Annotated in this window: 23 protein-coding genes; 19 read left to right on the plus strand and 4 right to left on the minus strand. The window is 72.6% G+C overall.

Features of this window, described 5'->3' with window-relative positions; genetic code table 11:
* Nucleotides 1-265: 265 nt before the first annotated feature.
* Complete coding sequence (locus DOO78_RS23020; protein WP_207803027.1) at nucleotides 266-3043, plus strand: phosphoenolpyruvate carboxylase; 2778 nt, start codon at nucleotides 266-268, stop codon at nucleotides 3041-3043.
* A 105-nt stretch (nucleotides 3044-3148) separates the two neighbouring features.
* The gene (locus tag DOO78_RS23025; protein ID WP_111472237.1) at nucleotides 3149-4273 is read left to right on the plus strand and encodes an NADH:flavin oxidoreductase/NADH oxidase; all 1125 of its coding nucleotides are present in this window, start codon (nucleotides 3149-3151) and stop codon (nucleotides 4271-4273) included.
* A gap of 114 nt (nucleotides 4274-4387) precedes the next feature.
* On the opposite strand, the gene DOO78_RS23030 is transcribed toward DOO78_RS23025, so the two are convergent.
* A complete protein-coding gene (locus tag DOO78_RS23030) occupies nucleotides 4388-4873 on the minus strand; it encodes an RrF2 family transcriptional regulator (RefSeq protein WP_111472238.1) in 486 nt (161 codons plus the stop codon).
* Between the two features lie 80 nt (nucleotides 4874-4953).
* Here DOO78_RS23030 and hmpA point away from each other — a divergent pair, with 80 nt between their 5' ends.
* The 10 genes from hmpA to serS all read left to right on the plus strand — a co-directional run bounded on the left by hmpA (nucleotide 4954) and on the right by serS (nucleotide 15037).
* Nucleotides 4954-6150 (plus strand): NO-inducible flavohemoprotein, encoded by a 1197-nt coding sequence (gene hmpA, locus DOO78_RS23035; protein WP_111472239.1) that lies wholly within the window; start codon nucleotides 4954-4956, stop codon nucleotides 6148-6150.
* Between the two features lie 60 nt (nucleotides 6151-6210).
* Entirely contained in the window at nucleotides 6211-7995 is a 1785-nt protein-coding gene (gene argS, locus DOO78_RS23040; RefSeq protein ID WP_111472240.1) for an arginine--tRNA ligase, read from the plus strand.
* Entirely contained in the window at nucleotides 7992-8786 is a 795-nt protein-coding gene (locus DOO78_RS23045) for an SPOR domain-containing protein (RefSeq protein ID WP_128080129.1), read from the plus strand. Before argS ends, DOO78_RS23045 begins: the two co-directional genes overlap by 4 nt.
* A gap of 4 nt (nucleotides 8787-8790) precedes the next feature.
* Nucleotides 8791-9792, plus strand: a complete 1002-nt coding sequence (gene nagZ, locus DOO78_RS23050) for a beta-N-acetylhexosaminidase (protein WP_111472242.1) — start codon at nucleotides 8791-8793, stop codon at nucleotides 9790-9792.
* Nucleotides 9789-10505 (plus strand): site-2 protease family protein, encoded by a 717-nt coding sequence (locus DOO78_RS23055; protein ID WP_111472243.1) that lies wholly within the window; start codon nucleotides 9789-9791, stop codon nucleotides 10503-10505. Before nagZ ends, DOO78_RS23055 begins: the two co-directional genes overlap by 4 nt.
* On the plus strand, nucleotides 10502-11275 hold the full coding sequence (locus DOO78_RS23060; RefSeq protein ID WP_111472244.1) for a segregation and condensation protein A: 774 nt from the start codon (nucleotides 10502-10504) through the stop codon (nucleotides 11273-11275). The genes DOO78_RS23055 and DOO78_RS23060 overlap by 4 nt, the downstream gene beginning before the upstream one ends.
* Entirely contained in the window at nucleotides 11259-11969 is a 711-nt protein-coding gene (gene scpB / locus DOO78_RS23065; RefSeq protein ID WP_111472245.1) for an SMC-Scp complex subunit ScpB, read from the plus strand. Before DOO78_RS23060 ends, scpB begins: the two co-directional genes overlap by 17 nt.
* Before the next feature lie 244 nt (nucleotides 11970-12213).
* Nucleotides 12214-12750, plus strand: coding sequence for a Sec-independent protein translocase protein TatB (gene tatB / locus DOO78_RS27725; protein ID WP_165839051.1), 537 nt, complete (start codon nucleotides 12214-12216; stop codon nucleotides 12748-12750).
* Nucleotides 12751-12758: 8 nt separating this feature from the next.
* Complete coding sequence (gene tatC / locus DOO78_RS23075; protein ID WP_207803028.1) at nucleotides 12759-13562, plus strand: twin-arginine translocase subunit TatC; 804 nt, start codon at nucleotides 12759-12761, stop codon at nucleotides 13560-13562.
* Nucleotides 13563-13750: 188 nt separating this feature from the next.
* Nucleotides 13751-15037 (plus strand): serine--tRNA ligase, encoded by a 1287-nt coding sequence (serS, locus tag DOO78_RS23080; protein WP_111472246.1) that lies wholly within the window; start codon nucleotides 13751-13753, stop codon nucleotides 15035-15037.
* Between the two features lie 180 nt (nucleotides 15038-15217).
* Here serS and DOO78_RS23085 read toward each other — a convergent pair whose 3' ends face one another.
* Complete coding sequence (locus tag DOO78_RS23085) at nucleotides 15218-16063, minus strand: ATP-binding protein (RefSeq protein ID WP_111472247.1); 846 nt, start codon at nucleotides 16061-16063, stop codon at nucleotides 15218-15220.
* A gap of 103 nt (nucleotides 16064-16166) precedes the next feature.
* Here DOO78_RS23085 and yajC point away from each other — a divergent pair, with 103 nt between their 5' ends.
* Complete coding sequence (gene yajC / locus DOO78_RS23090; RefSeq protein ID WP_111472248.1) at nucleotides 16167-16508, plus strand: preprotein translocase subunit YajC; 342 nt, start codon at nucleotides 16167-16169, stop codon at nucleotides 16506-16508.
* A gap of 95 nt (nucleotides 16509-16603) precedes the next feature.
* Nucleotides 16604-17035, plus strand: a complete 432-nt coding sequence (locus DOO78_RS23095) for a hypothetical protein (RefSeq protein ID WP_128080130.1) — start codon at nucleotides 16604-16606, stop codon at nucleotides 17033-17035.
* Nucleotides 17036-17125: 90 nt separating this feature from the next.
* On the opposite strand, the gene DOO78_RS23100 is transcribed toward DOO78_RS23095, so the two are convergent.
* Nucleotides 17126-17764 (minus strand): superoxide dismutase, encoded by a 639-nt coding sequence (locus tag DOO78_RS23100; RefSeq protein ID WP_111472250.1) that lies wholly within the window; start codon nucleotides 17762-17764, stop codon nucleotides 17126-17128.
* A 128-nt stretch (nucleotides 17765-17892) separates the two neighbouring features.
* On the opposite strand from DOO78_RS23100, the gene DOO78_RS23105 reads away from it, so the two are divergent.
* Nucleotides 17893-18723 (plus strand): phytoene/squalene synthase family protein, encoded by an 831-nt coding sequence (locus tag DOO78_RS23105; RefSeq protein WP_111472251.1) that lies wholly within the window; start codon nucleotides 17893-17895, stop codon nucleotides 18721-18723.
* Between the two features lie 101 nt (nucleotides 18724-18824).
* On the opposite strand, the gene uvrA is transcribed toward DOO78_RS23105, so the two are convergent.
* Nucleotides 18825-21722 carry an excinuclease ABC subunit UvrA gene (gene uvrA / locus DOO78_RS23110; protein WP_111472252.1) on the minus strand — a complete coding sequence of 966 codons (2898 nt, stop codon included), beginning with the start codon at nucleotides 21720-21722 and terminating at the stop codon, nucleotides 18825-18827.
* Between the two features lie 186 nt (nucleotides 21723-21908).
* Here uvrA and ssb point away from each other — a divergent pair, with 186 nt between their 5' ends.
* The 4 genes from ssb to DOO78_RS23130 all read left to right on the plus strand — a co-directional run bounded on the left by ssb (nucleotide 21909) and on the right by DOO78_RS23130 (nucleotide 26619).
* Nucleotides 21909-22415, plus strand: coding sequence for a single-stranded DNA-binding protein (gene ssb, locus DOO78_RS23115; RefSeq protein ID WP_111472253.1), 507 nt, complete (start codon nucleotides 21909-21911; stop codon nucleotides 22413-22415).
* Between the two features lie 276 nt (nucleotides 22416-22691).
* A complete protein-coding gene (gene gyrA / locus DOO78_RS23120) occupies nucleotides 22692-25529 on the plus strand; it encodes a DNA gyrase subunit A (RefSeq protein WP_279387824.1) in 2838 nt (945 codons plus the stop codon).
* A complete protein-coding gene (coaD, locus tag DOO78_RS23125) occupies nucleotides 25522-26034 on the plus strand; it encodes a pantetheine-phosphate adenylyltransferase (RefSeq protein WP_111472255.1) in 513 nt (170 codons plus the stop codon). Before gyrA ends, coaD begins: the two co-directional genes overlap by 8 nt.
* Nucleotides 26035-26082: 48 nt before the next feature.
* On the plus strand, nucleotides 26083-26619 hold the full coding sequence (locus DOO78_RS23130) for a peptidylprolyl isomerase (RefSeq protein ID WP_111472256.1): 537 nt from the start codon (nucleotides 26083-26085) through the stop codon (nucleotides 26617-26619).
* Nucleotides 26620-26692 lie beyond the last annotated feature (73 nt).

The raw sequence follows: 26692 nt of genomic DNA on the forward strand, positions 1-26692 counted from the left end.
TCTCCTCCGGACCGCCGCCCGGGGGCGGTGCTCGTCGTTTCGCGATGGCGCCGCTAACTGCGATCGGCGCTGCCGGTTGCCGCATGGCTGATCCCAAAATCGTGCATCCTGCCGGTGCAATGCTGGTCTATGCCGAAAAAGTAGGCTGAATGCTGCTGTACTCAGCGGCGGGTGAGCGGGGCGATCCGCCCGTCTGCCCAGATTCCGGCCGCCGGGGCGTTCTTGCCCCTGGCGCGCCCCTGCTTCGCAGATGCACCATGGCCCCATGCCGGACATCACGCCCGACCCCCTCCAGGAACTCCTCGCCCGCCTGCGGGAGGCGCGCGATGCCGCGGCCCAGGATCCCTTCGGCGATCCGGTGCTGCTGATCGCCCTGGCGATCAGCCGGCGGGTGGATGACGGGCTGCTCGATCTCGATGGCCTGGCGGCCCTGGTGCAGCGGCTCTCCGACCTCGCCGCGGCCGACCGGGCCCGGCGCCTCGCCGCCTATGTCGGGCTGTCGGGCGGCCCGCCCTCCATGCCCGCCCTGGCCGAGCGCCTGGTCCGGCCGGACCCCGAGGACAGCCCGATCCCCTTCGCGCGCTACCGGGCCCTGCTGGAGACCCCGCGCTTCGCCGCCGTCTTCACCGCGCACCCGACCTTCTCCCTGCCGCCCGAGACCAACACCGCGCTCGCCCAGGCGGCGAGCGGCGCGACCCTGCCCGAGGGGCTGGTGCACCGGCCCTCGCCGCCGACGCTCGGCGAGGAATTCCGCCAGGCGGCAGCGGCCATCGCGCGGGGGCGGGATGCGCTGGACGGCCTCGCCGCGGCGCTGCTGACCGCGGCCAAGGGCGTCTGGGGCGATCGCTGGACGACCCTGGTGCCACGCCCCGTGCTGCTCGCCTCCTGGGTGGGCTACGACACCGATGGCCGCACCGATATCGGCTGGTGGGACACGCTGCGGCTGCGGCTGACCATGAAGCGGCTGCAGCTCGAGCGGCTGCAGGGCCAGCTCGCCGGGCTCGGCGATTGCGCGGCGCCGCTCCGGGCCCGGCTCGGCGGCGCGCTGGACGCGGTCGCGACGCAGATTGCCGCGGTGCCGGAGCGGCCGGAGCCGGAGGCGGTGGAGCGCCTCGCGGCGGCGATGGTCGGGTTGCGGGAGGCGGCGCTGACCGGCACCGCGCCGCTGCTCGACCTCTTCCCCGAGGCGATCGCCGCCGCGCCGGACGACGCGACGCGGCTCGCCCTCGCCGTCGCCCGCGGCGGCCTTGCCGCGCATGGCCTGGCGCTGGCGCACACCCATATGCGGCTGAACGCGGCGCAGGTGCACAACGCCGTCCGCCAGCGCCTCGGCTTCGCCGCGGCGCCGGATGACATGGCGCAGCGCCGCGGGCTGCTCGCCGCCATCAACACCGCCCTCGCCGAGGTGGCGGCGCAGCCGGTGGATTTCGGCGCGCTGCTGGCCGAGCAGGCCTCGGCGGCGCGGCTGATGCTGATCTGCGCCCAGATCGCCAAGCATGTCGACGGCTCGGCGCCGATCCGCTTCCTCATCGCCGAGACCGAGACCGGCTACACGCTGCTCGCCGCGCTCTGGCTGGCGCGGCGCTTCGGCGTCGACCGGGCGGTGGAGCTCTCGCCGCTCTTCGAGACGGCGGAGGCGCTCGACCGCGGCGAGCGGGTGCTGGAGGAGGCGCTGCGCAGCCCGCATTTCCGCGACTACATCCGCCATCATGGCCGGCTCTGCCTGCAATTCGGCTATTCCGATTCCGGCCGCTACGTTGGCCAGCTCGCCGGCAGCTACCTCGCCGAGCGGCTGAAGCTGCGGCTGGTCGAGCTGCTGCGCCGGCACAAGCTGGACGGCATCGAGGTAGTGCTGTTCGACACGCATGGCGAGAGCGTCGGCCGCGGCGGGCATCCGGACAGCCTGGCCGACCGGCTGGCCTATCTCTCGCCGCCGCAGGCCCGCGCCGCGCTCGACCGCGCCGGGCTGAAGCTGCGCGAGGAGACCGCCTTCCAGGGCGGCGACGGCTACCTGCTCTTCGGCACGCCGCAGCTCGCCGCCGCCACCATCGCCGGCATCGCCGCGCATGCCTTCACCCCGATCGGCCCGGTGGACGACCCGGTCTATGCCGAAGCGGATTACGTGGCGGATTTCTTCGCCACCGTGCGGCGGGAGATGCAGGCCCTCGTCGCCGATCCCGGCTATGCGGCGCTGCTCGGCGCCTTCGGCCCCGGGCTGCTCGACCGCACCGGCTCACGCCCGGCGGTGCGGCAGAGCGACGGGCTGGGGGGGCCGATGCGCATCAGCCACCCCTCGCAGCTCCGCGCCATCCCGAACAACGCCATCCTGCAGCAGCTCGGCTGGATGGCGAACTCCATCCACGGCCTCGGCATCGCCGCCGCCGCCAACCCCGATGCCTTCGCCGATCTCCGGGCGCGCTCGCCGCGCTTCAAGCGGGCGCTGGCGCTCGCGGCGCGGGCCGCCGCCTGCTCGGATATCGGCGTGCTGCGGGCGGTGGTCGATACGCTCGATCCCGGCCCCTGGCTCGACCGCGCCGGCTTCACCCGGCGGGAGGGGCGGCGGGCGGCGCTGCTCGGCATCGCCGAGGCGGTGGACCGGCTGGACCTCGACGCGCCGACGCGGCGCCTCTTCCGCCGGCTGCAGGCGGATCACCTCTCGCTGCGCGCCGCCTGGCCCGACCTGCCGGTCATGCCGGACCGGCTGGTGCTGCTGCACGCGCTCCGCCTCGCCCTGCTGCACCGCATCTGGCTGCTCGCCGTCGAGCTGCCCGAGTTCAGCCCGCGGCATGGCGCGACCCGGGACGCCCTCGTGCTGCGCATCCTGCAACTCGACATCGAGCCGGTGCTGAAGCTGCTGGAGGAGATCTTCCCCGCCGCGCCCGGGGCCGTGGTCGGCCTCGATTTCCACGAACCGGCGCCGCCGCGCGAGGGGCTGAGCTATGCCCGCGAGCATGCCGAGATCTTCCGCCCCATGGCGCGGCTCTTCGCCCTGGTCCGCGGCTGCGGCGCCGCCATCACCCATGAGGTGGGCGCCTTCGGCTGACGGGCCGCGGCTTGCCGCCGCGGCCGGGATCGCCGCACTCTGCCGGCGCGGGGGAAACGGGACCGGCCGGGCGGCCGCGCCCCGGCCCCGGGGAGGATATCGGCCATGACGGCTCTGCTCTTCACGCCCACGCGGCTGCGCGACCTGACCCTCGCCAACCGCATCGTGGTCTCGCCCATGGCGCAGTATTCCGCCGATGCCGAGGGGCGGGCGACGCCGTGGCACCTGATGCATCTCGGCACCCTCGCCGTCTCCGGCGCCGGGCTCGTCATCATGGAGGCGACGGCGGTCGAGCCGCGCGGGCGCGTCTCGCCGCGCTGCCTCGGCCTCTGGACCGAGGCCCAGGCCGAAGCCCTGCGGCCGGTGCTCGCCTTCTGCCGCGAGCATGGCGACGCGGCGCTCGGCATCCAGCTCGCCCATGCCGGGCGCAAGGGCTCGGTCGGGCGGCCCTGGGAGGGCAACGAGACCGTGCCGGAGGGGGCAGGGGGCTGGCAGCCCGTCTCCTCCTGCGACCTCGCCTATCCCGGACGGCCGGTGCCGCATGCGCTGACCATCGAGGAGATGGCGGCGATCAAGGCGGATTTCGTCGCGGCGACGCGACGCGCGGCCGAGCTCGGCTTCGATCTCGTCGAGCTGCATGCGGCGCATGGCTACCTGCTGAACAGCTTCCTCTCGCCGCTCGCCAATCGCCGGACCGATGCCTATGGCGGCGACCGCGCCGGGCGGATGCGCTGGCCGCTCGAGATCCTGGCGGCGATGCGGCAGGCCTGGCCGGCCGAGCGGCCGCTCGGGGTGCGAATCTCGGCGACGGATTGGGTCGAGGGCGGCTGGACGCCGGAGGACAGCGCCGTCTTCGCGGCGGAGGCGCGGGCGCAGGGCTGCGACTACGTCACCGCCTCCTCGGGCGGCGTCAGCCCGGAGCAGCGCATCGCCCTCGGGCCTGGCTACCAGCTCCCCCTGGCGCGGCGCATCCGGGAGGCGACCGGCATCCCGACCATGGCGGTCGGGCTGCTGCACGATCCGCAGCTGGCCGAACGGGCGTTGCAGGCGGGCGATGCCGACCTCATCGCCCTCGGCCGCGGCATGCTGTGGGAGCCGCGCTGGGCCTGGCACGCGGCCGATGCGCTCGGCGCCGCCGCGCCCTTCCCGCCGCAATACGCCCGCAGCCATCCTTCGATGCGCTTCGGCGATCCCGGCCGGCCGTTCCTGGAGCGTAATCGCCTGAGGTAGAATTACCGAAGGCGCGAATCACGCGACCGAACGCCGCGCTGGACCATGGTCCGCGAACCGGCGTGAGCGGATCGTGGTCTGGAGCGGCAACCGCGCCGCTGACGGCCTGCTGCCTCAGCCCGGCAGGTCGGCGACGCCGCCGAGCCCGAGCCGCGCCCCGGCGGCGGCGCGGGCCGCCGGGTCCAGTAGATCGGCGAGGCTCAGCCCGTCCAGCACCGCCAGGAAGGCGGCCATCGCCCGGCCGAGCGCCGATTGCAGGCGGCAGGCGCCGGCGAGGACGCAGCGCTGCCCGGTCTGGTCGCCGCAGGGATCGCCTTCGGGGGAGAAGCAGGCGACGAGGGCCAGGTCCTCCTCGGTCGCCCGCAGCACCGCGCCCAGCCGGATGGCCTCGGGCGGCCGCGCCAGCACCAACCCGCCGCCGCGCCCGCGCCGCGTCTCGATGAAGCCGGCGCCGGCGAGGCGCTGCACCACCTTGTCCAGATGGTTGCCGGAGATCCGCCAGGCGCTGGCGATCGCCTCGGTCTGCACGCGCTGGCCCGGGTGCAGAGCGAGGTGGATCAGGGTGCGGAAGGCGAGGTCGGAATGCAGCGTCAGGCGCATGGCTCGCCGCAATAGATCGCATGCCGGGGCCGGACCGCAAGGTATAAGGAGTATAAAATATACCATATTAGGAGCGACCCATGCCCCTCGCACCCGCCACCATCGCCCTGGTCAAGGCCAGCATCCCGGCCCTCGAGCAGCGCGGCCTCGACATCACCCGACGCATGTACGAGCGCATGTTTCGCAACCCGGCGATCCGCGACCTCTTCAACCAGTCGCATCACGGCGAGGCCGGGTCGCAGCCGAAGGCGCTGGCCGCCGCGGTGCTCGCCTATGCCCGGAACATCGACAACCTCGGCGCGCTCGGCGGGCTGGTGGAGCGGATCGCGCAGAAGCATGCCGGGCTGGTGATCCTGCCGGAGCACTACCCCTTCGTGGCCGAGGCTCTGCTCGGGGCGATCGGCGACGTGCTGGGCGCGGCGGCGACCCCGGAGCTCCTGGCCGCCTGGGGCGAGGCCTATTGGGCGCTCGCCGACATCCTCATCAGCCGCGAGGCGCAGATCTATCGCGGCCTCGCCGAGACCCGGGGCGGCTGGACCGGCTGGCGGCGCTTCCGCATCGCCGGGCGGCAGCGGGAGAGCGAGGTGATCGCCTCCTTCTACCTGGTGCCGGAGGATGGCGGACCGGTCCTGTCGCACCGGCCGGGCCAGTATCTCACCTTCCGCCTGCACATCCCCGGGCACGGACCGCTCAAGCGCAATTACAGCATCTCCTCCGCCCCGAGCGATCGCGGCTACCGGATCAGCGTGAAGCGGGAAGGGCAGGGCATCGTCTCGAACTGGCTGCATGACGCGGCGAGCCCCGGGACGGTGCTCGAGGTCGCCGCCCCGGCCGGGGATTTCGTCCTGGCGGAGGCGCCGCAGCGGCCGGTGGTGCTGGTCTCGGGCGGGGTCGGGCTGACGCCGCTGCTCTCCATGCTGGAGACCATCGCGGAGCGGCACCCGGCGCTCGAGACGCATTGGGTGCATGGCGCGCTCGACGGCGCCGTCCAGGCCTTCGGCCCGCGGGTGCAGGCCCTCGCCGCGCGGCATGGCCGGCTGCGCGCCACCACCTTCCACGCGGCGCCGCGCCCGGAGGATCGGGGGTTGGCCGAGCCCGGCCTGATCACCCTCGACTGGCTGCGCCGCAACACGCCGGTCGCCGAGGCCGACCTCTATCTCTGCGGCCCGAGGCCCTTCCTGCGGGACCTGGTCGGCGGCTTGCTCGCGGCCGGCCTGCCGGCCGAGCGGCTGCACCATGAGGTCTTCGGCCCGGCCGACGCCCTGCTGGCGGCCTGAGCGGCCGCCCGGGCCGCCATCCTGTCGCGGGGGCGGCCGCCCTGCTACACCCGCGCGACCATGACCGACCACGACATCTTCGCCGCCCTCCGCGCCCGGACCGTCGCCCTCCTCGCCGAGCTGCTGCCCGACCTGCCCGGCGAGGCCTTCGCCCGCGTGCAGATGGAGCCGCCGCGCGACCCGAGCCATGGCGACATGGCGACGAATGCGGCCCTCGTCGTGGCCAAGCAGGCGCGGCAGGCGCCGCCGCGGCTGGCGGCGGCGCTGGCCGAGCGGCTGGCGGCGCTGCCCGAGGTGGAGAGCGCCACGCCGGCCGGCCCCGGCTTCGTCAACCTGCGGCTGCGCGACGCCTTCCTGCTCGCCCAGGTTCCGGTGATCCTGGCCGAGGGCGAGCGCTATGGCGACGGCCAGGCCGGCGCGGCGCGGCGGGTCGATGTGGAGTACGTCTCGGCCAACCCGACCGGGCCGATGCATGTCGGCCATTGCCGCGGCGCGGTGGTCGGCGACGCGCTGGCCAACCTGCTGGCCAAGGCCGGCTGGGCGGTGACGAAGGAATATTACGTCAACGATGCCGGGGCGCAGGTGCAGGCGCTCGGCTACGCCGCCTATTGGCGCTACCTGCAGGCGCTCGGCACGACCATGGGCGAGGCCGAGTACGCCGCCCTCGTCCCCGGCGGGCTGCAGTATCGCGGCGAATACCTGATCCTGGTCGGCGAGGCGCTGCGGGTGCGCTTCGGCGACAGCCTGGCGCGGCGCGACGACGCCCATGGCTTCGGCATGCGCGACCCCGGCGAATGGCTCGACACGGTGCGGGAATTCGCGGTCGGCCGGATGATGGAGATGATCCGCGAGGATCTCGCCGCGCTCGGTGTCCACCAGGATGTCTTCGTCAGCGAGGCCGCGCTGGTGCGCGCCGGCAAGCTGGAGCAGGCCGAGGCGCTGTTGGCGGGGAAGGGGCTGATCTATCGCGGCGTGCTGGAGCCGCCGAAGGGCAAGACGCCGGAGGATTGGGAGCCGCGCGAGCAGACGCTGTTCCGCGCCACGCAATTCGGCGACGAGGTGGACCGGCCGCTGCGCAAGTCCGACGGCAGCGGCACCTATTTCGCCAACGACATCGCCAACCACCTGCACAAGATCGAGCGCGGCTTCGCCGAGCTGGTGCATGTCTGGGGCGCCGACCATGGCGGCTACGTCAAGCGCATGCAGGCCGCCGTCGCGGCGCTCTCCGGCGGCACCGTGCCGCTCGATGTCGTGCTGACGCAGATCGTGCATGTGGTGAAGGACGGCCAGCCGGTGCGCATGAGCAAGCGGGCCGGCACCTATGTGACGCTGCGCGACCTGATCGACGAGGTGGGGCGCGACGCGGTGCGCTTCACCATGCTCGCGCGCAAGGCCGACGCGCAGATGGAATTCGACCTCGACAAGGTGGTGGAGCAGTCGCGCGACAATCCCGTCTTCTACGTGCAGTATGCGCATGCCCGCATCCGCAGCGTGCTGCGCCAGGCCGGCGATCCACCGGCAGGCGATCTGGCCCTGGCGACGCTCGACAGCCTGAGCGAGCCGGCGGAACTCGCGCTGCTGCGCCGCCTGACCACCTGGCCGCGCATCGTGGAAGCCGCCGCCCTGGCCCGCGAGCCGCACCGAATCGCGTTTTTTCTCCATGACTTGGCCAGCGACTTTCATGTACTGTGGAACAAGGGTCGCGAGGACGCGACCCTGCGATTCATCCGCCCGGATGAGCCGGAGGCGACACGGGCCAGGCTGGCCCTGGTCGCCGCCACGGGGACGGTCATCCGTTCGGGCCTCGCGGTGATGGGGGTCACGCCCGTCGAGGAGATGCGGTGAGCGATCTGACTGTACCCTCCTGGCGCCCGCGCCAGGAGCGACAAGGGCCGTCCTGGCGCATGCTGGCCGTCGCCGGCGGCATGCTCGGCGCGGCGGCGCTGGCGGGCGCCGTCGCCTGGGGCCTCTCGCGCATGGGGCCGCGCCAGGTGCCGGTGATCGAGCCCGATCTGCGGCCGCTCAAGGTGCGGCCGGAGAATCCGGGCGGGTTGGTCGTACCGAACCAGGACCAGCTGGTGCTCGAGCCGGCGGCGGTGCGCCGCGAGGCGGAGCGCCGCAGCGGGCAGGCGCGGCTCGATGCCGGGCCGGAAATGCCGCAGCTCGACCTGCTGCGGCGCCAGGCCGCGCCACCGGCGCCGCCGCCCGCCCTGGCGTCGGAGAGCCCCGCCCCGGCCGCCGAGATGCCGCTGGTTGCGCCACAGGTCGCGCCGCCGGCCGCCGCCCCCGCCATGCCCGCGCCGCCTGTCGTCGCGGCCCCGGCGCCGGCCGTGCCGGTGCCGATGCCCGCCCCGCCGGTGGCCGCCCCGCGCCTCGCGCCCGTCGCCGGCGGCAAGGCGCTGATCCAGCTCGGCGCCCTGCCCAGCGAGGAGGCCGCCCGTGGCGAATGGGAGCGGCTGGCGAAGCGGGTGCCGGAGCTCGCTGGCTTCCAACCGCGCATCAGCCGTGTCGAGCGCGACGGCCAGTCGCCGCTCTTCCGCCTGCGCGTCGGCGGCCTCGCCGATGCCGGCGCCGCCAAGGCGCTCTGCGAGGCGGTGAAGGCCGGCGGCGGCGCCTGCCTTGCCATCGGAGGCTAGCCAGGTGCCGCAGCGCCCACGCGCCGCCATCGTCGGCATCGCCGGGCCGCGGCTCGCGGCGGAGGAGATCGCCCTCTTCCGCGCCGCGCCGCCGCTCGGCGCCATCCTCTTCGCCCGCAACATCCGCGACCCGGAGCAGCTCCGCGGCCTGACCGCCGATCTGCGCGACCTGCTCGGCGCCGGGGCGCCGATCCTGGTCGACCAGGAGGGCGGCAGGGTCGCCCGGCTGCGGCCGCCGCACTGGCCGGAATTCGCCCCCGCCGCCGCCTTCACCGGCGGCCCGGCCGAGGCGGCGCAGGCCAATGCCGCCCTGCTCGGCCTTGCCTGCGCCGGCGTCGGCTTCGACGTGGTCTGCGCGCCGGTGCTCGACCTGCGCCTGCCGGGGGCGCATGACATCATCGGCGACCGCTCCTTCGGCGAGGATCCGGCGGAGGTGGCCCGGCTCGGCCTCGCCACGGTCGAAGGGCTGCAGCAGGCTGGCTGCATCCCGGTGATCAAGCACATCCCCGGCCATGGCCGCGCCCTGGCGGACAGCCATCTGGAGCTGCCGCGCGTCACCGCCGGCACCGAGGCGCTGGCGCTCGACTGCGCTCCCTTCGCCGCGCTGGCGGATGCCGGCGCCTGGGCGATGACCGCGCACATCCTCTACGAGGCGCTGGATGCCGAACGGCCGGCGACGCTCTCGCCGCGGGTCATCGCGGAGGTGATCCGCCGGGCCATTGGCTTCGACGGCGTGCTCGTCAGCGACGATCTCTGCATGAAGGCGCTCCGCGGCGAGGCGGGGGCGCTGGCGGCGGCCTCGATCGCCGCCGGCTGCGACCTCGTGCTGCACTGCAACGGCGTCCTCGCCGAGACCGCCGCCGCCCTGGCCGGCTGCCCGGCGCTGTCGGAGGAGGCGGAGTCGCGCCTCGCCGATGCGCGGGCCGCGACCCGGGCGCGCCGCCGGCCGCTCGATCCGGGCCGACTCGCTGCGGCGCGGGACGCCTGGCTGGTGCCGGTCGCGTGACCGGGGGCGCCGGCTGGCTGCCGGAGCTGCTCACCGCGATCATCGCCTCGGTCCTCGCCATCACGCTGCACGAGGCGGCGCATGGCTATGCGGCGCTCGGCCTCGGCGACGACACGGCCAAGCGGATGGGGCGGCTCAGCCTCAACCCGCTGCGGCATGTTGATCAGGTCGGGACCATCCTGCTGCCGGGCTTCCTGCTGCTCGTCCAGCTCCTGACCATCGGGCGGGTGGAGTTCATGTTCGGCTGGGCGAAGCCGGTGCCGGTGGATGTCACGCATATGCGCCGGCCGCTGCAGGGCATGATGCTGGTCGCCGCCGCCGGGCCGGCGATGAATTTCTTCCTTGCCTGGCTGGCCGGGCTGCTGGTGCATCCGGTGGAGAGCGGGGGCGCTTTCCTCTCGCCGGACTCGCTCGGCATCCTCTATCGCTTCCTCGGACTTTGCATCCTGGCGAATCTGGTCCTGGGGTTGTTCAACCTGCTTCCCATCCCGCCGCTCGACGGCGGACGCATCCTGGCCGGTCTGCTGCCGCGCTCCCTGGCGCTGCCCTATATGCGGCTGGAGCGCTGGGGCATCCTGATCGTGCTGTTCGGCGTCTTCCTGCTGCCGCGGCTGGTCGATGGCTTCGATCCCGTCGGCTGGGCGCTGCGCAACGTCGTCGCCTTCGCCTTCAACCTGGTGCTGCTGCTCTCGGGCAACGGGAGCGGCGGATGAGCGGGCCCGCGGCGCCGACCTTGCATCTGCGGCTGGAGGGCTTCGAGGGGCCGCTCGACCTGCTGCTCGACCTGGCGCGGGCGCAGAAGGTGGATCTGCACCGCATCTCCATCATCGATCTGGTGGACCAGTTCCTCGCCGTGCTGGAACAGGCGCGGCGGGTGCGGCTGGAGCTGGCGGCGGACTGGCTGGTGATGGCCGCCTGGCTCGCCTGGCTGAAATCGCGCCTGCTGGTGCCCGATGACCCGGAGGGCGAGGAGGATGCCGAGGCGCTGGCGCAGGCGCTCACTGACCGGCTGGCGGAGCTGGCCCGGATGCGCGCCGCCGCGGCTTGGCTCGGAGAGCGGCTGCAGCTCGGCCGCGACGTCTTCCCCCGCGGCGCGCCGGAATCGCTGCGGGTCGAGGATCGCAGCGGCCTCGCCGCCGACCTGCCGGCCCTGCTGCAGGCCTATGCCGCGGCGCGCCGGCGGGCGCTGGCGCGCCGGCCCTACACCCCGAAGCCGCGCAAGCTCTGGACGGTGCAGGAGGCGCTGGCGCAGCTCGGCCGGCTGGTCGGGGCGCTGCCGGACTGGTCGGTGCTGCAACGCTTCCTGCCCGATGGCCTGACCGATCCGGTGGAGCGCCGCGCCGCCATGGCGAGCACCCTGGTGGCGGCGCTGGAGACCGCCCGCGGCGGTGCCATCGAGCTGCGGCAGGAGCAGAGCTTCGGCCCCATCCTGATCCGCCGCCGCAGCCTGGGCGAGGAGTTGCCCGATGCCCGTGCCGCCTGAGGCGGCGGACGGGGCGCCGCCGCCCGCCGATGCCGATGTCGATGCCGCCGCGACCGGCCCGGCGGTGGCCGGCGGCGAGGCGGCCGCGGCCGATGGCCCCGCGCCGGCGGAGCCCGAGCAGCCGCCGCCCGATCCGGCGCTCTTCGCGCATGCGCTGCGGCTCGCCGAGGCGCTGGTCTTCGCCAGCGACCGGCCCGTCACCCCGCAGCGGCTGCAGCAGGCGCTGCCGCCCGGCCTCGATGCCCGCGCCGTGCTGACCGCCCTCGCCGCGCACTGCGCCGACCGGCCGGTGCAGCTCGTCGAGGTCGCCGGCGGCTTCGCCTTCCGCACGGCGCCGGAGCTGGCGCCGGCGCTCACCCGCGTGGTCGAGGTGCCGCGCCGCCTGCCGCGGGCGGCGATGGAGACGCTGGCCATCATCGCCTATCACCAGCCCGTGACGCGGGCCGAGGTGGAGGAGATCCGCGGCGCCAGCCTCTCGCAATCGACCCTGGAGGCGCTGCTGGAGATGGGGCTGATCGCGCCGCGTGGCCGCAAGGAGGTGCCGGGCCGGCCCAGCCTCTGGGGCACCACGCCGCGCTTCCTCGAGCAATTCGGCCTGCGGGCGCTCACCGACCTGCCGCGCCGGGAGGAGCTGGTGAACGAGCCGGGCGCGCCGCTGCTGGCGCCGGCCGGGGCCGACCCGCCGGCGGCGTGAGACGGGTGCCGAGGGCCGCAAAGCTGGACGCCGGGTGACGCTTCGGTCGGATGGCGGGGCTGGCTTCGCATTCCTGCCCGCCACTGCCTAGATAAGGCCTGCGGCGCGGTCCGGGCCGCGTCGGTCGGGCGGCCGGGGTCCTCGCGGCGGGCGGGCGCTGATTGTTGGAACCCGGGGTTCCTGCTAACGGAGGCGACCTTGCGGCGGCGGGGGGCTGGCCACCCGCACCGCGGTCGGAGACGTCATGTTCGACCTTGCCTGGTCCGAGATTGCGTTGATCGGCGTGGTGGCGCTCGTCGTCATCGGCCCGAAGGACCTGCCGGAGGCCATCCGCGGCCTCGCGCGCGGGGTGCAGAAGCTGCGGCGCATGGCCGGGGAGTTCCAGAGCCAGGCGGACGAGCTGGTGCGCGAGGCCAATCTCGAGGAGGTCCGCAGCTCGATCAACGAGATCCGCAACTTCAATTTCCGCGACACGGTCGAGCGGCATGTCGACAGCGACGGCACGATCCGGCGGAGCTTCACCGAGGATCCGTTGAAGACCGATTACGCGGCGCCCCCATCCGCCACCGCTGCAACACCGGCCGCGCCTGACGCCGCGCCGCCGGCCATGGAGGGGACAACGGCCTCCCCCGTCAGCGCCGAGCCGCCGCCGCCCGCCGTCCCGGCCTTCATCCCGCCCGCCTATGCGCCGCCGGCCGAGACGCCTGCCGCCGCCGGGCCGCCGGCGCCGCCCGCCTTCGTCCCGCCCGGCGAGACGCCGGCACCGACCCACAAAGCCTGAGCTGATCCGTGCCGCGCGACCCGGACGATACCATCGACGACAAGCCGATGCCGCTGCTCGACCACCTGATGGAGCTGCGCACGCGGCTCCTCTGGTCGGTCGGCGCCTTCGCCATCGCCTTCGCCGTCTGCTACTACTTCTCGGCGCAGATCTACGGCTTCCTCGCCAAGCCGCTCGCCGATATCCTGCAGCACCAGGGCGGCGGCGACCGGCGGATGATCTTCACCGCCCTCTACGAGGCCTTCTTCACCTATCTGAAGGTGGCCTTCTTCGGCGCCGTCTTCTTCAGCTTCCCGGTCTGGGCGACGCAGCTCTGGCTCTTCGTCGCGCCCGGTCTCTACCGGTCCGAGAAGCGTGCGATCTATCCCTTCCTGATCGCCTCGCCCTTCCTCTTCGTGCTCGGCGCGGCGCTCGCCTACTACTTCATCTTCCCGCTCGCCTGGCGCTTCTTCATCACCTTCGAGACGCCGCCGGGCGAGGGCACGCTGCCGATCCAGCTCGAGGCCAAGGTCAGCGAATACCTCTCGCTGGTCATGCAGATGATCCTCGCCTTCGGCGTCGCCTTCCAGTTGCCGGTGCTGCTGACGCTGCTCTGCCGCGTCGGCATCCTGGACGTGGCGACGCTGAAGAAGGGGCGGCGCTATGCCATCGTCGGCATGTTCGTCGTGGCGGCGGTGCTGACGCCGCCCGACGTGATCAGCCAGATCGGCCTCGCCGTGCCGCTGCTCGGCCTGTACGAGATCTCGATCCTGGCGGCGACCTGGATGGCGCAGCCGAAGAAGACGCCGGACGGCGGCAGCAGTAGCAGCTAGAGCAGATCCCGTTGGGGTGGACGCACCTGACCGGGTGAGGATGCTCGTAAAAACAACTACCTAGAGCATTGCAGGTGAACGGAAGTTCGCAGGACATGCTCTAGGCCGGGGCATCGCCCCCGCGCCCGCCGTTCCAGGGCCGCGCCGAGGTCCTGGCTTCCGCTCCGCCTCTCCCGGACCCGTTTGCCATGCACGATATCCGAACAGTACGCACCGATCCGGCCGGCTTCGATGCCGCCATGGCCAGGCGCGGCCTGCCGCCCGTGGCCGAGGCGGTGCTGGCGCAGGATGCCGCGCGCCGTGCGGCGCAGCAGGCGTTGCAGGAGAAGCAGGCGCGCCGCAACGCCCTCGCCAAGGCGATCGGCCAAGCCCGCCGCACCGGGGCCGACAGCGCCGCGCTGGAGGCCGAGGGGGGCGCGCTGCGCGACGAGATGGCGGCGCTGGAGGCGGCGGCGGCCGAGGCGGAGCGGGCGCAGACCGCGATCCTCGAGGCGCTGCCCAACATCCTCGATGCCGATGTCCCGGAGGGGCGCGACGAGGCGGACAATGTCGTGCTGCATCAGCATGGCGAGCCGCCGCGGCCGAATTTCGCGCCGCGCCAGCATTTCGAGCTCGGCGAGGCGCTCGGCCTGATGGATTTCGCCGCCGCCGCCAAGCTGGCTGGCGCGCGCTTCACCGTGCTGCGCGGCGCGCTGGCGCGGCTCGAGCGGGCGCTCGGCCAGTGGATGCTGACCCTGCACACCGAGCAGCACGGCTATGCCGAGACGGTGGTGCCCTACCTCGTCAATGCCGCGACCATGTACGGCACGGGGCAGCTGCCGAAATTCGAGGAAGACCTCTTCAAGACCACGGACGGCCGCTACCTGATCCCGACCGCCGAGGTGCCGCTCACCAACCTGGTGCGCGAGGAGCTTCTGCCCGAGGCGGCGCTGCCCCTGCGCTTCGCCGCCCTCTCGCCCTGCTTCCGCTCCGAGGCCGGCAGCGCCGGGCGCGATACCCGCGGCATGCTGCGGCAGCACCAGTTCCAGAAGGTGGAGATGGTTTCCATCACCCGCCCCGAGGACAGCGCCGCCGAGCATGAGCGCATGACCCGTTGCGCCGAGCGGGTGCTGACCGAGCTCGGCCTGGTCTGGCGGCGCGTGGTGCTTTGTGCCGGTGATACCGGCTTCAGCGCCGCCAAGACCTATGACCTCGAGGTCTGGCTGCCGGGGCAGGGGGCGTGGCGGGAGATCTCCTCCTGCTCCAATTGCCGCGACTTCCAGGCGCGGCGGATGAATGCCCGCATGAAGCCGGCGGAGGGGCCGGAGGGGAAGAAGCCGAATGCCTTCCTGCACACGCTGAATGGCAGCGGCGTCGCGGTCGGGCGGGCCCTGATCGCGGTGCTGGAGACGCATCAGCAGGCGGATGGCAGCCTGCTCATCCCCGAGGTGCTGGTGCCCTGGATGGGCGGCCTGGAGCGGATCGGCCCCGCCTGACGGCCCGGGGCCCGGGGCCCGGGCGCCACCGGCGCGCCCACCTGCCCTAAGAGCGCCCATCAAAACCGTCGCTGTCCGTTGCCCTGCCGTGGCTTTGCCACGGCAGGCTGTGACGTCCCCTTGGTCAGGAGGGGGCTCCATGGGGCCCCCGCAAAGCCGCGCAGCGGCTTTGTGGGGTCTTCACATCGCCACGCCCTGCCGGCCGGCGAGGTCCTGGATGAATTGCCAGGCGACGCGCCCGGAGCGGCCGCCGCGCGTCACCGACCACTCATTCGCCTCGCGCCGCAGCGCCTCCTCCGGCATCTCGATGCCGAGCGCCCGGGCATAGCCCTCGACCATCGCGAAATAGGTCGGCTGGTCGCAATTGTGGAAGCCGATCCAGAGGCCGAAGCGGTCGCTGAGCGAGACCTTCTCCTCCGTCGCCTCCGAGGGGTTGATCGCCGTGCTGCGCTCATTCTCGATCATGTCGCGCGGCATCAGGTGGCGGCGGTTGCTGGTGGCGTAGAACAGCACGTTGGGCGGCCGTCCCTCGATGCCGCCGTCGAGCACGCTCTTCAGCGCCTTGTAGTCGGCATCCTCCTTCTCGAAGGAGAGGTCGTCGCAGAAGACCAGGGCGCGACGGTCCTGGGCGCGGAGGATGTTCAGCAGCTCCGGCAGGGTGCGGATATCCTCGCGGTGGATCTCGATCAGCGCCAGGCTGCCGGGCGCCTCGGCATTCGCCGCCGCATGCGCCGCCTTCACGAGGCTCGACTTGCCCATGCCGCGGGCGCCCCAGAGCATGACGTTGTTGGCCGGGAAGCCGCGGGCGAAGCGCAGCGTGTTGGCCAGCAGCAGGTCCTTCTGCCGGTCGATCCCCTGCAGCAGGGCGATCTCGACCCGCGAGACGCGCGGCACGGGCGCAAGGCGCGGTGCCGGGCCCGGGTGCCAGACGAAGGCGTCCGCGCCCTCCAGGCGGGGCAGCGCCGGCGGTGGCGGCGCCAGCCGCTCCAGCGCCTCGACGAGGCGGATGATCAGGGCTTGGTCCATGGCGTGTTCCGGAATTCTGGCCGCACTTGACGGGAAGGGGGCGGAAGCTAGTTTGCGCCCGCCTCATACGGCAAGAGCCCGAACCAAGAGGACGACGCCCGGGATGCTCATCTCCCCCGCCTTTGCACAGGATGCCGCCGGTGGCGGGTTGGCGCTGATCACCCAATTCGCGCCCCTCATCCTCATCTTCGCGGTCTTCTACTTCCTGCTGATCCGGCCGCAGCAGAAGCGCCAGAAGGAGCACAAGGTGCTGCTCTCGGCGCTGAAGCGCGGCGACCGCGTGCTGACCGCGGGCGGCATCCTCGGCCGCGTGACCCAGGTGAAGGACGGCGCCGACGAGGTCGAGGTGGAGATCGCCCCCAATGTCCGGGTGAGCGTCCTGCGCCAGACCATCGGCGACGTGCTGAAGCCGATCAGCGCCAACGATACCGGCGCCAAGAGCTGAGGCCCCGTCCGGGGCCGGCGGACGGGTTGCCGCCGCGCGCCTTCGCCGGCGCGCCCGCGGCCTTCCCGCGCCGTCGCGCCCTGCTTGCCCTTGCCGTGCTGCCGGCTGGCCAGGCCCGGGCCGCCTCGCCCGAGGCGGCGCGCCTGCGGCAGGCGGCGGGCGGCACCCTGGCGCAGCTCGCGGCCCAGCCGGCCGTGGCGGCGCCGCTGCGTGGCGCCGCCCGGGGCCGGCAGCAGAAGGTCTATGACGGGCTGCACGCGCCCGGGCCGCCGGTCGCGCTCTGGGAGGGGCGCTGGCTGGTCGGCTGGAGCTGTGCCGATCCGGCGCCGGGGGGCGGCTGCCGGGAGCGCGGCCTCTTCCTCGCCATCGATGCCGAGACCGAGCGGCTCTTTCTCATGCTGCTGGTGGACGGCGTGCCGGATTTCCTGGCACCGGCGCGAACCGGGCGCTGGCCGGCCGCCCTGGCGGCGCCCTTCGCCGAATTCGCCGCCGACTTGGCGCATCCCCCGGTCTTCGATCAGCCCTGATCCAGGTTCAGGTCGGGGCGCCCGGGAGTGGCATGCAAGAAGGGGCGCCGGCGAACCGGCGCCCCACGGGCAGGGCGAAGCCCTGGCGGCTCAGGCGCTCTGGCCGGACTTCAGGCCGCCCTGCTGCAGCAGGGTGTTCACCACCTCCCAGTCCACCAGCTTGTTCAGGAAATTGTCGAGATAGCCCGGGCGGACGTTGCGGAAGTCCAGGTAGTAGGCGTGCTCCCAGACATCGACGCCGAAGATCGGCGTGCCCTCGCCGGTCGAGAGCGGGTTGGCGCCGTTCGGGGTCTTGGTGACCTTCAGCTTGCCATCCGGGGCGATGATCAGCCAGGCCCAGCCGGAGCCGAACTGCGTCACGCCGGCCTGCTTAAAGGCTTCCTTAAACTGCGCGAGGCCGCCGAGATCCTGGTCGATCTTCGCGGCCAGCGTGCCGGGCAGCTTGTCGCCGCCGCCCTTGGGCGACATCACCTGCCAGAACAGGATGTGGTTCCAGTGCTGGCCGGCCTGGTTGAGCACCGGCAGGCCATCGGCGCCCTGCTTGCCGGCCTCGGCAACGATCTGCTCCAGCGACTTGCCGGCCAGCCCCTTGCTCTCGATCAGGCCGTTCAGCGCCACGACATAGGCATTGTGGTGCTTGTCGTGGTGCAGCTCGAGCGTCTCCTGGCACATGCCCTGACCGGCGAGCGCGTTGTGGGAATAGGGCAGCGGCGGCAGGGTGAAGGCCATGGGCTGTCTCTCCTGTTTCTTGGCTGGAGCGCGCCCGGCGCGGCGGCGGCGCCTCAGGACCGGGTGCCGGCGAAACAGCTAGGGGGCGTGCCGTGGCGCGTCAAGCAAGGGCCGGGCATAAGGCGCCGATGCCGAGCCCGCCCGCGTTGTCGCCCGTCGCCGAATTCGCGCGCCAGCACGATCCCGACCGATTCCTCTGCGCCCTCTTCGCGCCGGCCGCGGAGCGCGAGGCGTTGTACGCGCTGATCGCCTTCAACCACGAGCTTGCCCGCGCGCGCGAGGCGGCGCGGACGCCGCTGATCGCCCTGATGCGCCTGCAATGGTGGCGCGAGGTGGTGGAACAGGCCGTGGCGGGCCAGCCGCCCCGGCGGCACGAGGTGGCGGAACCCTTGCATGCCGCCATCCGCGGCGGCCGACTCGATCCCGAGACACTGCTGGCCATGGCGGATGCGCGCGAGAGCGAGGCGGAGGAGGAGGGGCTCCCGACGCGCGAGGCCTTCGCCGCCTATCTGCGCGGCAGCGCCGGCGGCTTCGCCCTGGCCGCTGGCCGGCTGCTCGGCGCGCCCGCCGCGCGGCTGCCGGCGTTGCAGGCGGCGGGCCATGTCTATGGGCTGGCGGGCCTGCTGCGGAGCGTGCCGGCGCTGGCGGCGCAGGGGCGCTGCCTCCTGCCGCTCGATGCACTGGCGGCGGCGGGGCTGGGGGCGGAGGCGGTGATCCGCGACCCGGCCGCCGCCCGGCCCGTCATCGCCGCGCTGGCAGACGAGGGCAGGGCGGGCCTGGCGCAGGCGCGGGCCGGGCTGCGCGGCCTTGGCCGGGGCGCGATCGCCGCGGCGCTCCCGGCGGTGCTGGCGGCGCGCGACCTGCGCCGCCTGGCGCGCGGCGGGGGGGCTGGCGCCGCGCCGCGCGGCCTGGGGGATCGCCTCGCCGTGGTGCTGGCCGGCCTCGCCGGGCGGGTTTAACTCCACGAAGCCGCTTCGCAGCCTCGTGGGGCCCATGAATCCCCTCCTGCCGCGGCGAAGCCGCAACAGGAAAGGGGCGGCGGCGGTCCTGAGGGGCGCGTTCAGGCCCGCCGGCGCTTGCGGGCCGGCGGGGCCTGCGCCGCCAGCAGCGGCGCGAGGAAATGCCCGGTATGGCTGCCCTCGGTCGCCGCCACCGTCTCGGGCGTGCCGGCGGCGACGATGCGGCCGCCGCCCTCGCCGCCCTCGGGGCCGAGATCGAGGATCCAGTCCGCGGTCTTGATGACCTCGAGGTTGTGCTCGATCACCACCACCGTGTTGCCGGCCTCGACCAGGGCGTGCAGCAGCTCGAGCAGCTTGCGGACATCCTCGAAATGCAGCCCGGTGGTGGGCTCGTCCAGGATGTAGAGCGTCCGCCCCGTGGCGCGGCGGGAGAGCTCCTTCGAGAGCTTGATCCGCTGCGCCTCCCCGCCCGAGAGCGTCGTCGCCTGCTGCCCGAGATGGATGTAGCCGAGCCCCACCTCCTTCAGCACCCGCAGCTTGTCGTGGATCGCCGGCACGGCGGAGAAGAACTCGACGCCCTCCTCCACCGTCATCTCCAGCACGTCGGCGATCGACTTGCCGCGGAAGCGCACCTCCAGCGTCTCGCGGTTGTAGCGCTTGCCCTTGCAGGCGTCGCAGGTGACGTAGACATCGGGCAGGAAGTGCATCTCGATCTTGATGACGCCGTCGCCCTGGCAGGCCTCGCAGCGCCCGCCCTTGACGTTGAAGCTGAAGCGGCCGGGCTTGTAGCCGCGCGCCCGGCTCTCCGGCAGCTCGGAGAACCAGTCGCGGATCGGCGCGAAGAGGCCGGTATAGGTGGCGGGGTTGGAGCGCGGCGTGCGGCCGATCGGCGACTGGTCGATGTCGATGATCTTGTCGAGCTGGTCCAGCCCCTCGATCCGCTCATGCGGCGCGGGGACGGTGCCGGCGCCCATCAGACGCCGCGCCGCGGCCTTGTACAGCGTCTCGATCACCAGGGTCGATTTGCCGCCGCCGGAGACGCCGGTGACGCAGGTGAAGGTGCCGAGGGGGAATTCCGCCGAGACCTCCTTCAGGTTGTTGCCGCGGGCGCCGACCACCGTCAGCAGGCGCTTGCGATCGATCTTCCGCCGGGTCGCCGGCACCTCGATCCGCCGCCGCCCGGAAAGGTAGTCGCCGGTCAGGCTGGCGGGGTTGGCCGCGACCTCGGCCGGCGTGCCCTGCGCCACCACCCTGCCGCCGCCGGCGCCGGCCGCGGGGCCGATATCCACCAGATGGTCGGCGGCGCGGATGGCGTCCTCGTCATGCTCGACGACGAGCACCGTGTTGCCGATGTCGCGCAGCCGCCGCAGCGTCGCCAGCAGCCGCTCGTTGTCGCGCTGGTGCAGGCCGATCGAGGGCTCGTCCAGCACGTAGAGCACGCCGGTCAGCCCGCTGCCGATCTGCGAGGCGAGGCGGATGCGCTGGCTCTCGCCGCCCGAGAGGGTGGCGGAGGAGCGGCCGAGCGAGAGGTAGTCGAGCCCGACATCGACGAGGAATTGCAACCTCTCCTCGATCTCGCGCAGGATCCGCCGGGCGATCTCCTGGCGCTGCGGCGTCAGCGTCGCCATCACCCCGGCGAACCATTCGCGGGAGCGGCGGATGGAGAGCTCCGAGGCCTCGCCGATATGGCTGCCCGCCACCTTCACGGCGAGCGCCTCCGGCTTCAGCCGGTAGCCGCGGCAGGCTTCGCAGGGCTTCTCCGCCTGGTAGCGCGCCAGGTCCTCGCGCACCCAGGGATTGTCGGTCTCGCGGAAGCGCCGCTCGAGATTCGGCAGCACGCCCTCGAAGGGCTTTTTCACGTCATAGGCGCGCAGCCCGTCTTTGTAGCGGAGGGTGACGACCTCCTCGCCGCTGCCGTGCAGGATGGCCTTGCGCACCCGGACCGGGAGGTCGGCCCAGGGGATGCTGGTCTGCACCTTGTAGTGCCGCGCCAGGCTCTCGATCGTCTGGTCGTAATAGGGCGATTGCGAGCCGGCCCAGGGGGCCACGGCGCCCTCGGCCAGGCTGCGCAGCTCGTCCGGCACCACCAGGTCGGGATCGAAGAAGCTCTGCGTCCCGAGCCCGTCGCAGGTCGGGCAGGCGCCCTGCGGGCTGTTGAAGGAGAAGAGCCGCGGCTCGATCTCCTCGATGGTGAAGCCGCTCTCGGGGCAGGCGAATTTGGCGCTGAAGACGGTGCGTTCGCCGCTCTCGGCATCCTCGGCATAGGCGATGCCGTCGGCGAGGGCGAGCGCGGTCTCGAAGCTGTCGGCGAGGCGCGGCGCGATGCCGTCGCGCACCACGATGCGGTCGACGACGATCTCGATGTCATGCTTGAATTTCTTGTCGAGCTTCGGCGCCTCGCCGATCGGCACCAGCGTGCCGTCGATCTTCACCCGCTCGAAGCCGCGGCGCTGCCATTCGGCGAGCTCCTTGCGGTACTCGCCCTTCTTGCCGCGCACCACGGGGGCGAGCAGCAGCAGCCGGGTGCCCTCCGGCATGGCGAGCACCCGGTCGACCATCTGGCTGACCGTCTGCGCCTCGATCGGCAGGCCGGTGGCGGGCGAATAGGGCACGCCGACCCGCGCCCAGAGCAGGCGCATGTAGTCGTGGATCTCGGTGACGGTGCCGACGGTCGAGCGCGGGTTGTGGCTGGTGGTCTTCTGCTCGATCGAGATCGCCGGGCTCAGCCCCTCGATGGAATCGACATCCGGCTTCTGCATGAGCTGCAGGAATTGCCGCGCATAGGCCGAGAGGCTCTCGACATAGCGGCGCTGGCCCTCGGCATAGATCGTGTCGAAGGCGAGCGAGGATTTGCCCGAGCCCGAGAGGCCGGTGATGACCGTCAGCGTGGCGCGCGGGAGGTCGAGGTCGAGATCCTTCAGGTTGTGGGTGCGGGCCCCCCGGATGCGGATCTGGCCGGCGGAAGGGGGGGCGGCCACGGGGAGGGGCGGGCTGGCCATTCGGTCGCTCCGGAAGCCGGGACGGGCCCGGGGTTCTCATTGTGTTCTGGATGGAATGCCACCATATTGAGGTGGCGGGAAGGGTTTTCCGCAGGGTGACGCGCCGCGCCCGGCCCCCGGTCCGACACTGGCCCGGACGGCGGGTGGCCGATATGCTAGGCGCTCGATTCCAGGGGTTTTGACGGCATGGCCGGCAGCGTGAACAAGGTGATCCTGGTGGGTAATCTGGGGCGCGACCCCGAGGCCCGCAACATGCAGTCGGGCGGCAAGGTGGTCTCCTTCTCCGTCGCCACCTCCGAGACCTGGAACGACCGCGCCTCCGGGGAGCGGAAGGAGAAGACGCAGTGGCACCGCGTCGCCATCTTCAACGAGCGCCTCGGTGAGATCGCCGAGAAGTACCTGCGCAAGGGCAGCAAGGTCTATCTCGAAGGCGCGCTCGAGAGCCGTAAGTACACCGACAAGGACGGCCAGGAGCGCGAGATCACCGAGGTGGTGATCAGCCGCTTCAAGGGCGAGCTGACCCTGCTCGACAGCCGCGGCGGCGGTGGCGAGGCGGGCGAGGGCGGCGGCTATGGCGGCGGCCGGTCCTCGGGCGGCGAACGCGGTGGACGCGGCGGCGGTGGTGGCGGTGGGGGCGGTTGGGACAGCAAGCCGAAGGGCGGCGCCGATCTCGACGACGACATCCCGTTCTAACGCCGTCCCCGCAACGACGCCCACCTGACCGACGCCCGGCGCAGGGCCATTGCGGGCGCCGGTGACGGGTGGCCGGGCCATGGCCGGCGCGGGGGCTGGAAGCGGGCCCCGGCGGGCATCGGGCGCGGGGGCTCCCCGGCCCGGGCCGGCCGGCCCGCCGGTTTGGATTTCGGGCCGGAATCACGTATATTGTGCCTCTTGGAATGACCATCCGCCGCCGTCCGGCGCGCGGTCGTCCGGCCCTGTCGCCGGACCATGGAAGGCAGCAGCACCAGCGTGAGCGAGACCGAGAACGGCAGCGGCGGCATCCGGCCGGAGGACGCCGTGCCCGTCACCCTCGAGGAGGAGATGCGCCGCTCCTACCTCGACTATGCGATGAGCGTCATCGTCGCCCGTGCCCTGCCGGACGCGCGCGACGGGCTGAAGCCGGTGCATCGCCGCATCCTCTTCGCCATGCAGGAGAGCGGCTACTCGGCCGACAAGCCGCACCGGAAATCGGCCCGCGTCGTCGGCGACGTCATGGGCAAGTACCACCCGCATGGCGACGCGGCGATCTACGACGCCATGGTGCGCATGGCGCAGTCCTTCTCGATGCGCGTGCCGCTCATCGACGGCCAGGGCAATTTCGGCAGCATGGACGGCGATCCGCCGGCCCAGATGCGCTACACCGAGGTGCGCCTGGCGCGCGCTGCGGCCGGCCTGCTCGAGGGGATCGAGGAGGACACGGTCGATTTCCAGCCGAATTACGATGAGTCGGAGAGCGAGCCGCGCGTCCTGCCGGCGGCCTTCCCGAACCTGCTGGTCAATGGCGCGCAGGGCATCGCCGTCGGCATGGCGACGAACATCCCGACCCACAACCCGGCCGAGGTGATCGACGCCACCCTCGCCCTGATCGCCGAGCCGGAGACGCCGCTCGCCGAGCTGATGAAGATCATCCCCGGGCCGGATTTCCCGACCGGCGCGCTGATCCTCGGCCGCGCCGGCATCCGCGCCGCCTTCGAGACCGGCCGCGGCTCCATCCCGTTGCGCGCCCGCTGCGAGATCGAGGAGATGCGCGGCGGCCGTCAGGCGATCGTCGCCACCGAGATTCCCTACCAGGTCAACAAGGCCAACCTGATCGAGAAGATCGCCGAGCTGGTCCGCGCCAAGGCGATCGAGGGCATCTCGGACCTGCGCGACGAGAGCGACCGCGAGGGCATGCGGATCGTCATCGAGCTGAAGCGCGACGCGACGGCGGAGGTGGTGCTGAACCAGCTCTACCGCATGACGCAGCTGCAGACCTCCTTCCCGGTCAATTTCCTCGCCCTCGACAACGGTCGGCCGCGGCAGATGGGCCTGATCGACGCGCTGCGCGCCTTCATCGCCTTCCGCGAGGAGGTGATCCTGCGGCGCTCGCGTTTCCGCCTCGCCAAGGCGCGGGAACGCGGCCACCTGCTGATCGGCCTCGCCATCGCGGTCGCCAATATCGACGAGGTCATCCGCCTGATCCGCGCCAGCCGCGACGGCACCGAGGCGCGCGCCGCGCTGATGGCGCGCGACTGGCCGGCCGGCGATGTCGGCGCGCTGCTGGCGCTGATCGAGGATGCCGGCAATGTCGTGACGCCCGAGGGCACGGTGCGGCTGACCGAGGCGCAGGCGCGCGGCATCCTGGCCCTCACGCTGAACCGCCTCACCGGCCTCGAGCGCGAGAAGATCGCCGCCGAGCTGGAGGAGATCGGCGGCCGCATCCGCGAGCTGCTGGAGATCCTCGGCAGCCATCCGCGCCGCCTCGAGGTGATGGCCGAGGAGCTGCGCGCCATCCGCGCCCAGGTCGCCACGCCACGCCTCACCCAGATCGTCGACGGCATCGCCGAGGTCGATGACGAGAGCCTGATCGAGCCGGGCACCATGGTGGTGACCCTGACGCGCGACGGCTATGTGAAGCGCACCCCGCTCGACACCTTCCGTGCCCAGAACCGCGGCGGCCGCGGCCGCTCGGCGGCGTCGACGCGGCAGGACGACGTGGTGGTGCGCAGCTTCATCGCGCACACCCATCAATGGGTCCTGTTCTTCACCAGCCGCGGCATCGCCTTCCGCGAGAAGGTCTGGCAGCTCCCCGAGGGCGGCGCCCAGGGCAAGGGCCGCAGCCTGCGCCAGGTGCTGCAGCTGCAGGAGAACGAGCAGGTCACCGCCGTGCTGCCGCTGCCGCAGGACGAGAGCCTGTGGGAGGGGCTGCACCTCGTCTTCGCCACCGCCTCGGGCAATGTCCGCCGCAACCGCCTCTCCGATTTCCGCAACGTCCGCGCCGTCGGGCTGATCGCGATGAAGCTGGAGGAGGGCGACAGCCTGATCGGCGTGCAGACCTGCCGGGAGGGCGACGACGTGCTGCTCGCCACCCGCCGCGGCCGCGCCATCCGCTTCCAGGCGAGCGAGGATGTCCTGCGCGTCTTCGCCGGGCGCGACAGCAGCGGCGTGCGCGGCATCCGCCTCGGCAAGGGCGACGAGGTGATCGCCCTGTCCGTGCTTCGCCATGTCGAGGCGACGCCGGCCGAGCGCGAGGCCGCGATCCGCAACGCCGCGCAGCGCCGCCGCGCCAACGGCAACGGCCATGACGAGGCCGAGGTGGCCGCCATCGGCGCCGAGGAGGGCGAGGAGGCGCCGGCCGAGGAGATCACCCTGGCCGAGGAGCGCGCCCGGGAGCTCGAGGAGGCCGAGGAGATCATCCTCGTCATCACCGATGGCGGCTTCGGCAAGCGCAGCCTCGCCTATGACTACCGCACCACCGGGCGGGGCGGGCAGGGCTTCGAGAACATGCTGTTCAGCCGCCGCACCGGCCAGGCGGTGGTCGCGACCTTCCCGGTCCGCCCGGGCGACGACGTGATGCTGGTGACGGATACCGGCCGGCTGATCCGCCTGCCGGCCGACCAGGTGCGCTTGACGCGCCGCCGCAGCCTGGGCGTGATGCTCCTCCGATTGAACGAGGGGGAAACCGTGATCAGCTGCTTCCCGGTCGTGGATGACCAGGGCGAGGCCGGGGTGGATGCCGGCCTGGCCCAGGCCGGCGACCAGACCGATGTCCAGGCCGGGGGCCTCGCGGCCACGACGGAGGAGATGGAGCCCGACTCCGATGCGTGAGCGGATCGGCCTCTATCCGGGCACCTTCGACCCCGTCACCAACGGCCATCTCGACGTGATCGGCCGGGCGGCCCGGCTGCTCGACAGGCTGGTGGTGGGCGTTGCGATCAATATCGGCAAGGGGCCGCTCTTCCCGCTCGAGGAGCGGGCCGAGCTGGTGCGGGCCGAGACCGACATCATCGCCGCCCGCACCGGCACGGTGATCGAGGTGCGGCCCTTCGAGGGGCTGCTGGTCAGCTTCGCGCAGGAGGTCGGCGCCAGCATGATCGTCCGCGGCTTGCGGGCGGTGACGGATTTCGACTACGAGTTCCAGATGGCCGGCATGAACCGGCGGTTGGACAGCGCCATCGAGACCGTCTTCCTGATGGCCAGCGAGACGAACCAGTTCATCTCCTCGCGTTTCGTCAAGGAGATCGCGCGGCTCGGCGGCGACATCTCCACCTTCGTCCCCAAGCTGACGCTGGAGCGGACGCTGGCCCGGGTCCGCGCCCCGGCCAAGGGCTGACGTCGCGGCCGGAGGCCGGCGGGCCGAGGCCGAGAGAAAGGAAATCCCATGCTGCGACGACATCTCGCCGGCTTCGCGCTGCTCGGCGCGCCGGCCCTCATCCGCCCCGCGCGTGCCGCGGAGGAGCGCCTGGTCCTCGATCTGAAGGACGGCCCGGTCATCATCCAGCTCCTGCCCGATGTGGCGCCGCGGCATGTGGAGCGCATCAAGACCCTGGCGGGCCGCGGCTTCTACGACGGCACGCCCTTCCACCGGGTGATCGAGGGCTTCATGGCCCAGGGCGGCGATCCCACCGGCACTGGCACGGGCGGCAGCGACCTGCCCAACCTGCCGGCGGAGTTCACCGACAAGTATCGCTTCCTCCGCGGCGTCTGCGGCATGGCCCGCACCTCGGATCCGAACAGCGCCAACAGCCAGTTCTTCATCATGTTCGGCCCGGCGCCGAACCTCGACCGGCAATACACCGTTTGGGGCCGCGTGGTCTCCGGCATGGAGGCGGTCGACAAGATCAAGCGCGGCACCGGGGCCGGCGGGGTGGTGCAGAACCCCGACAAGCTGCTCCGGGCCCGCGTCGCCGCCGCCTGATCCGCCCCAGAATCAAGGACTTCCTCATGAGCGATGAAACCGGCAGCCCCGAGAAGATCCCCGGCGAGCCCCC

Origin of the sequence: Roseicella frigidaeris, assembly GCF_003258945.1 — a bacterium.
GTDB classification, from domain to species: domain Bacteria; phylum Pseudomonadota; class Alphaproteobacteria; order Acetobacterales; family Acetobacteraceae; genus Paracraurococcus; species Paracraurococcus frigidaeris.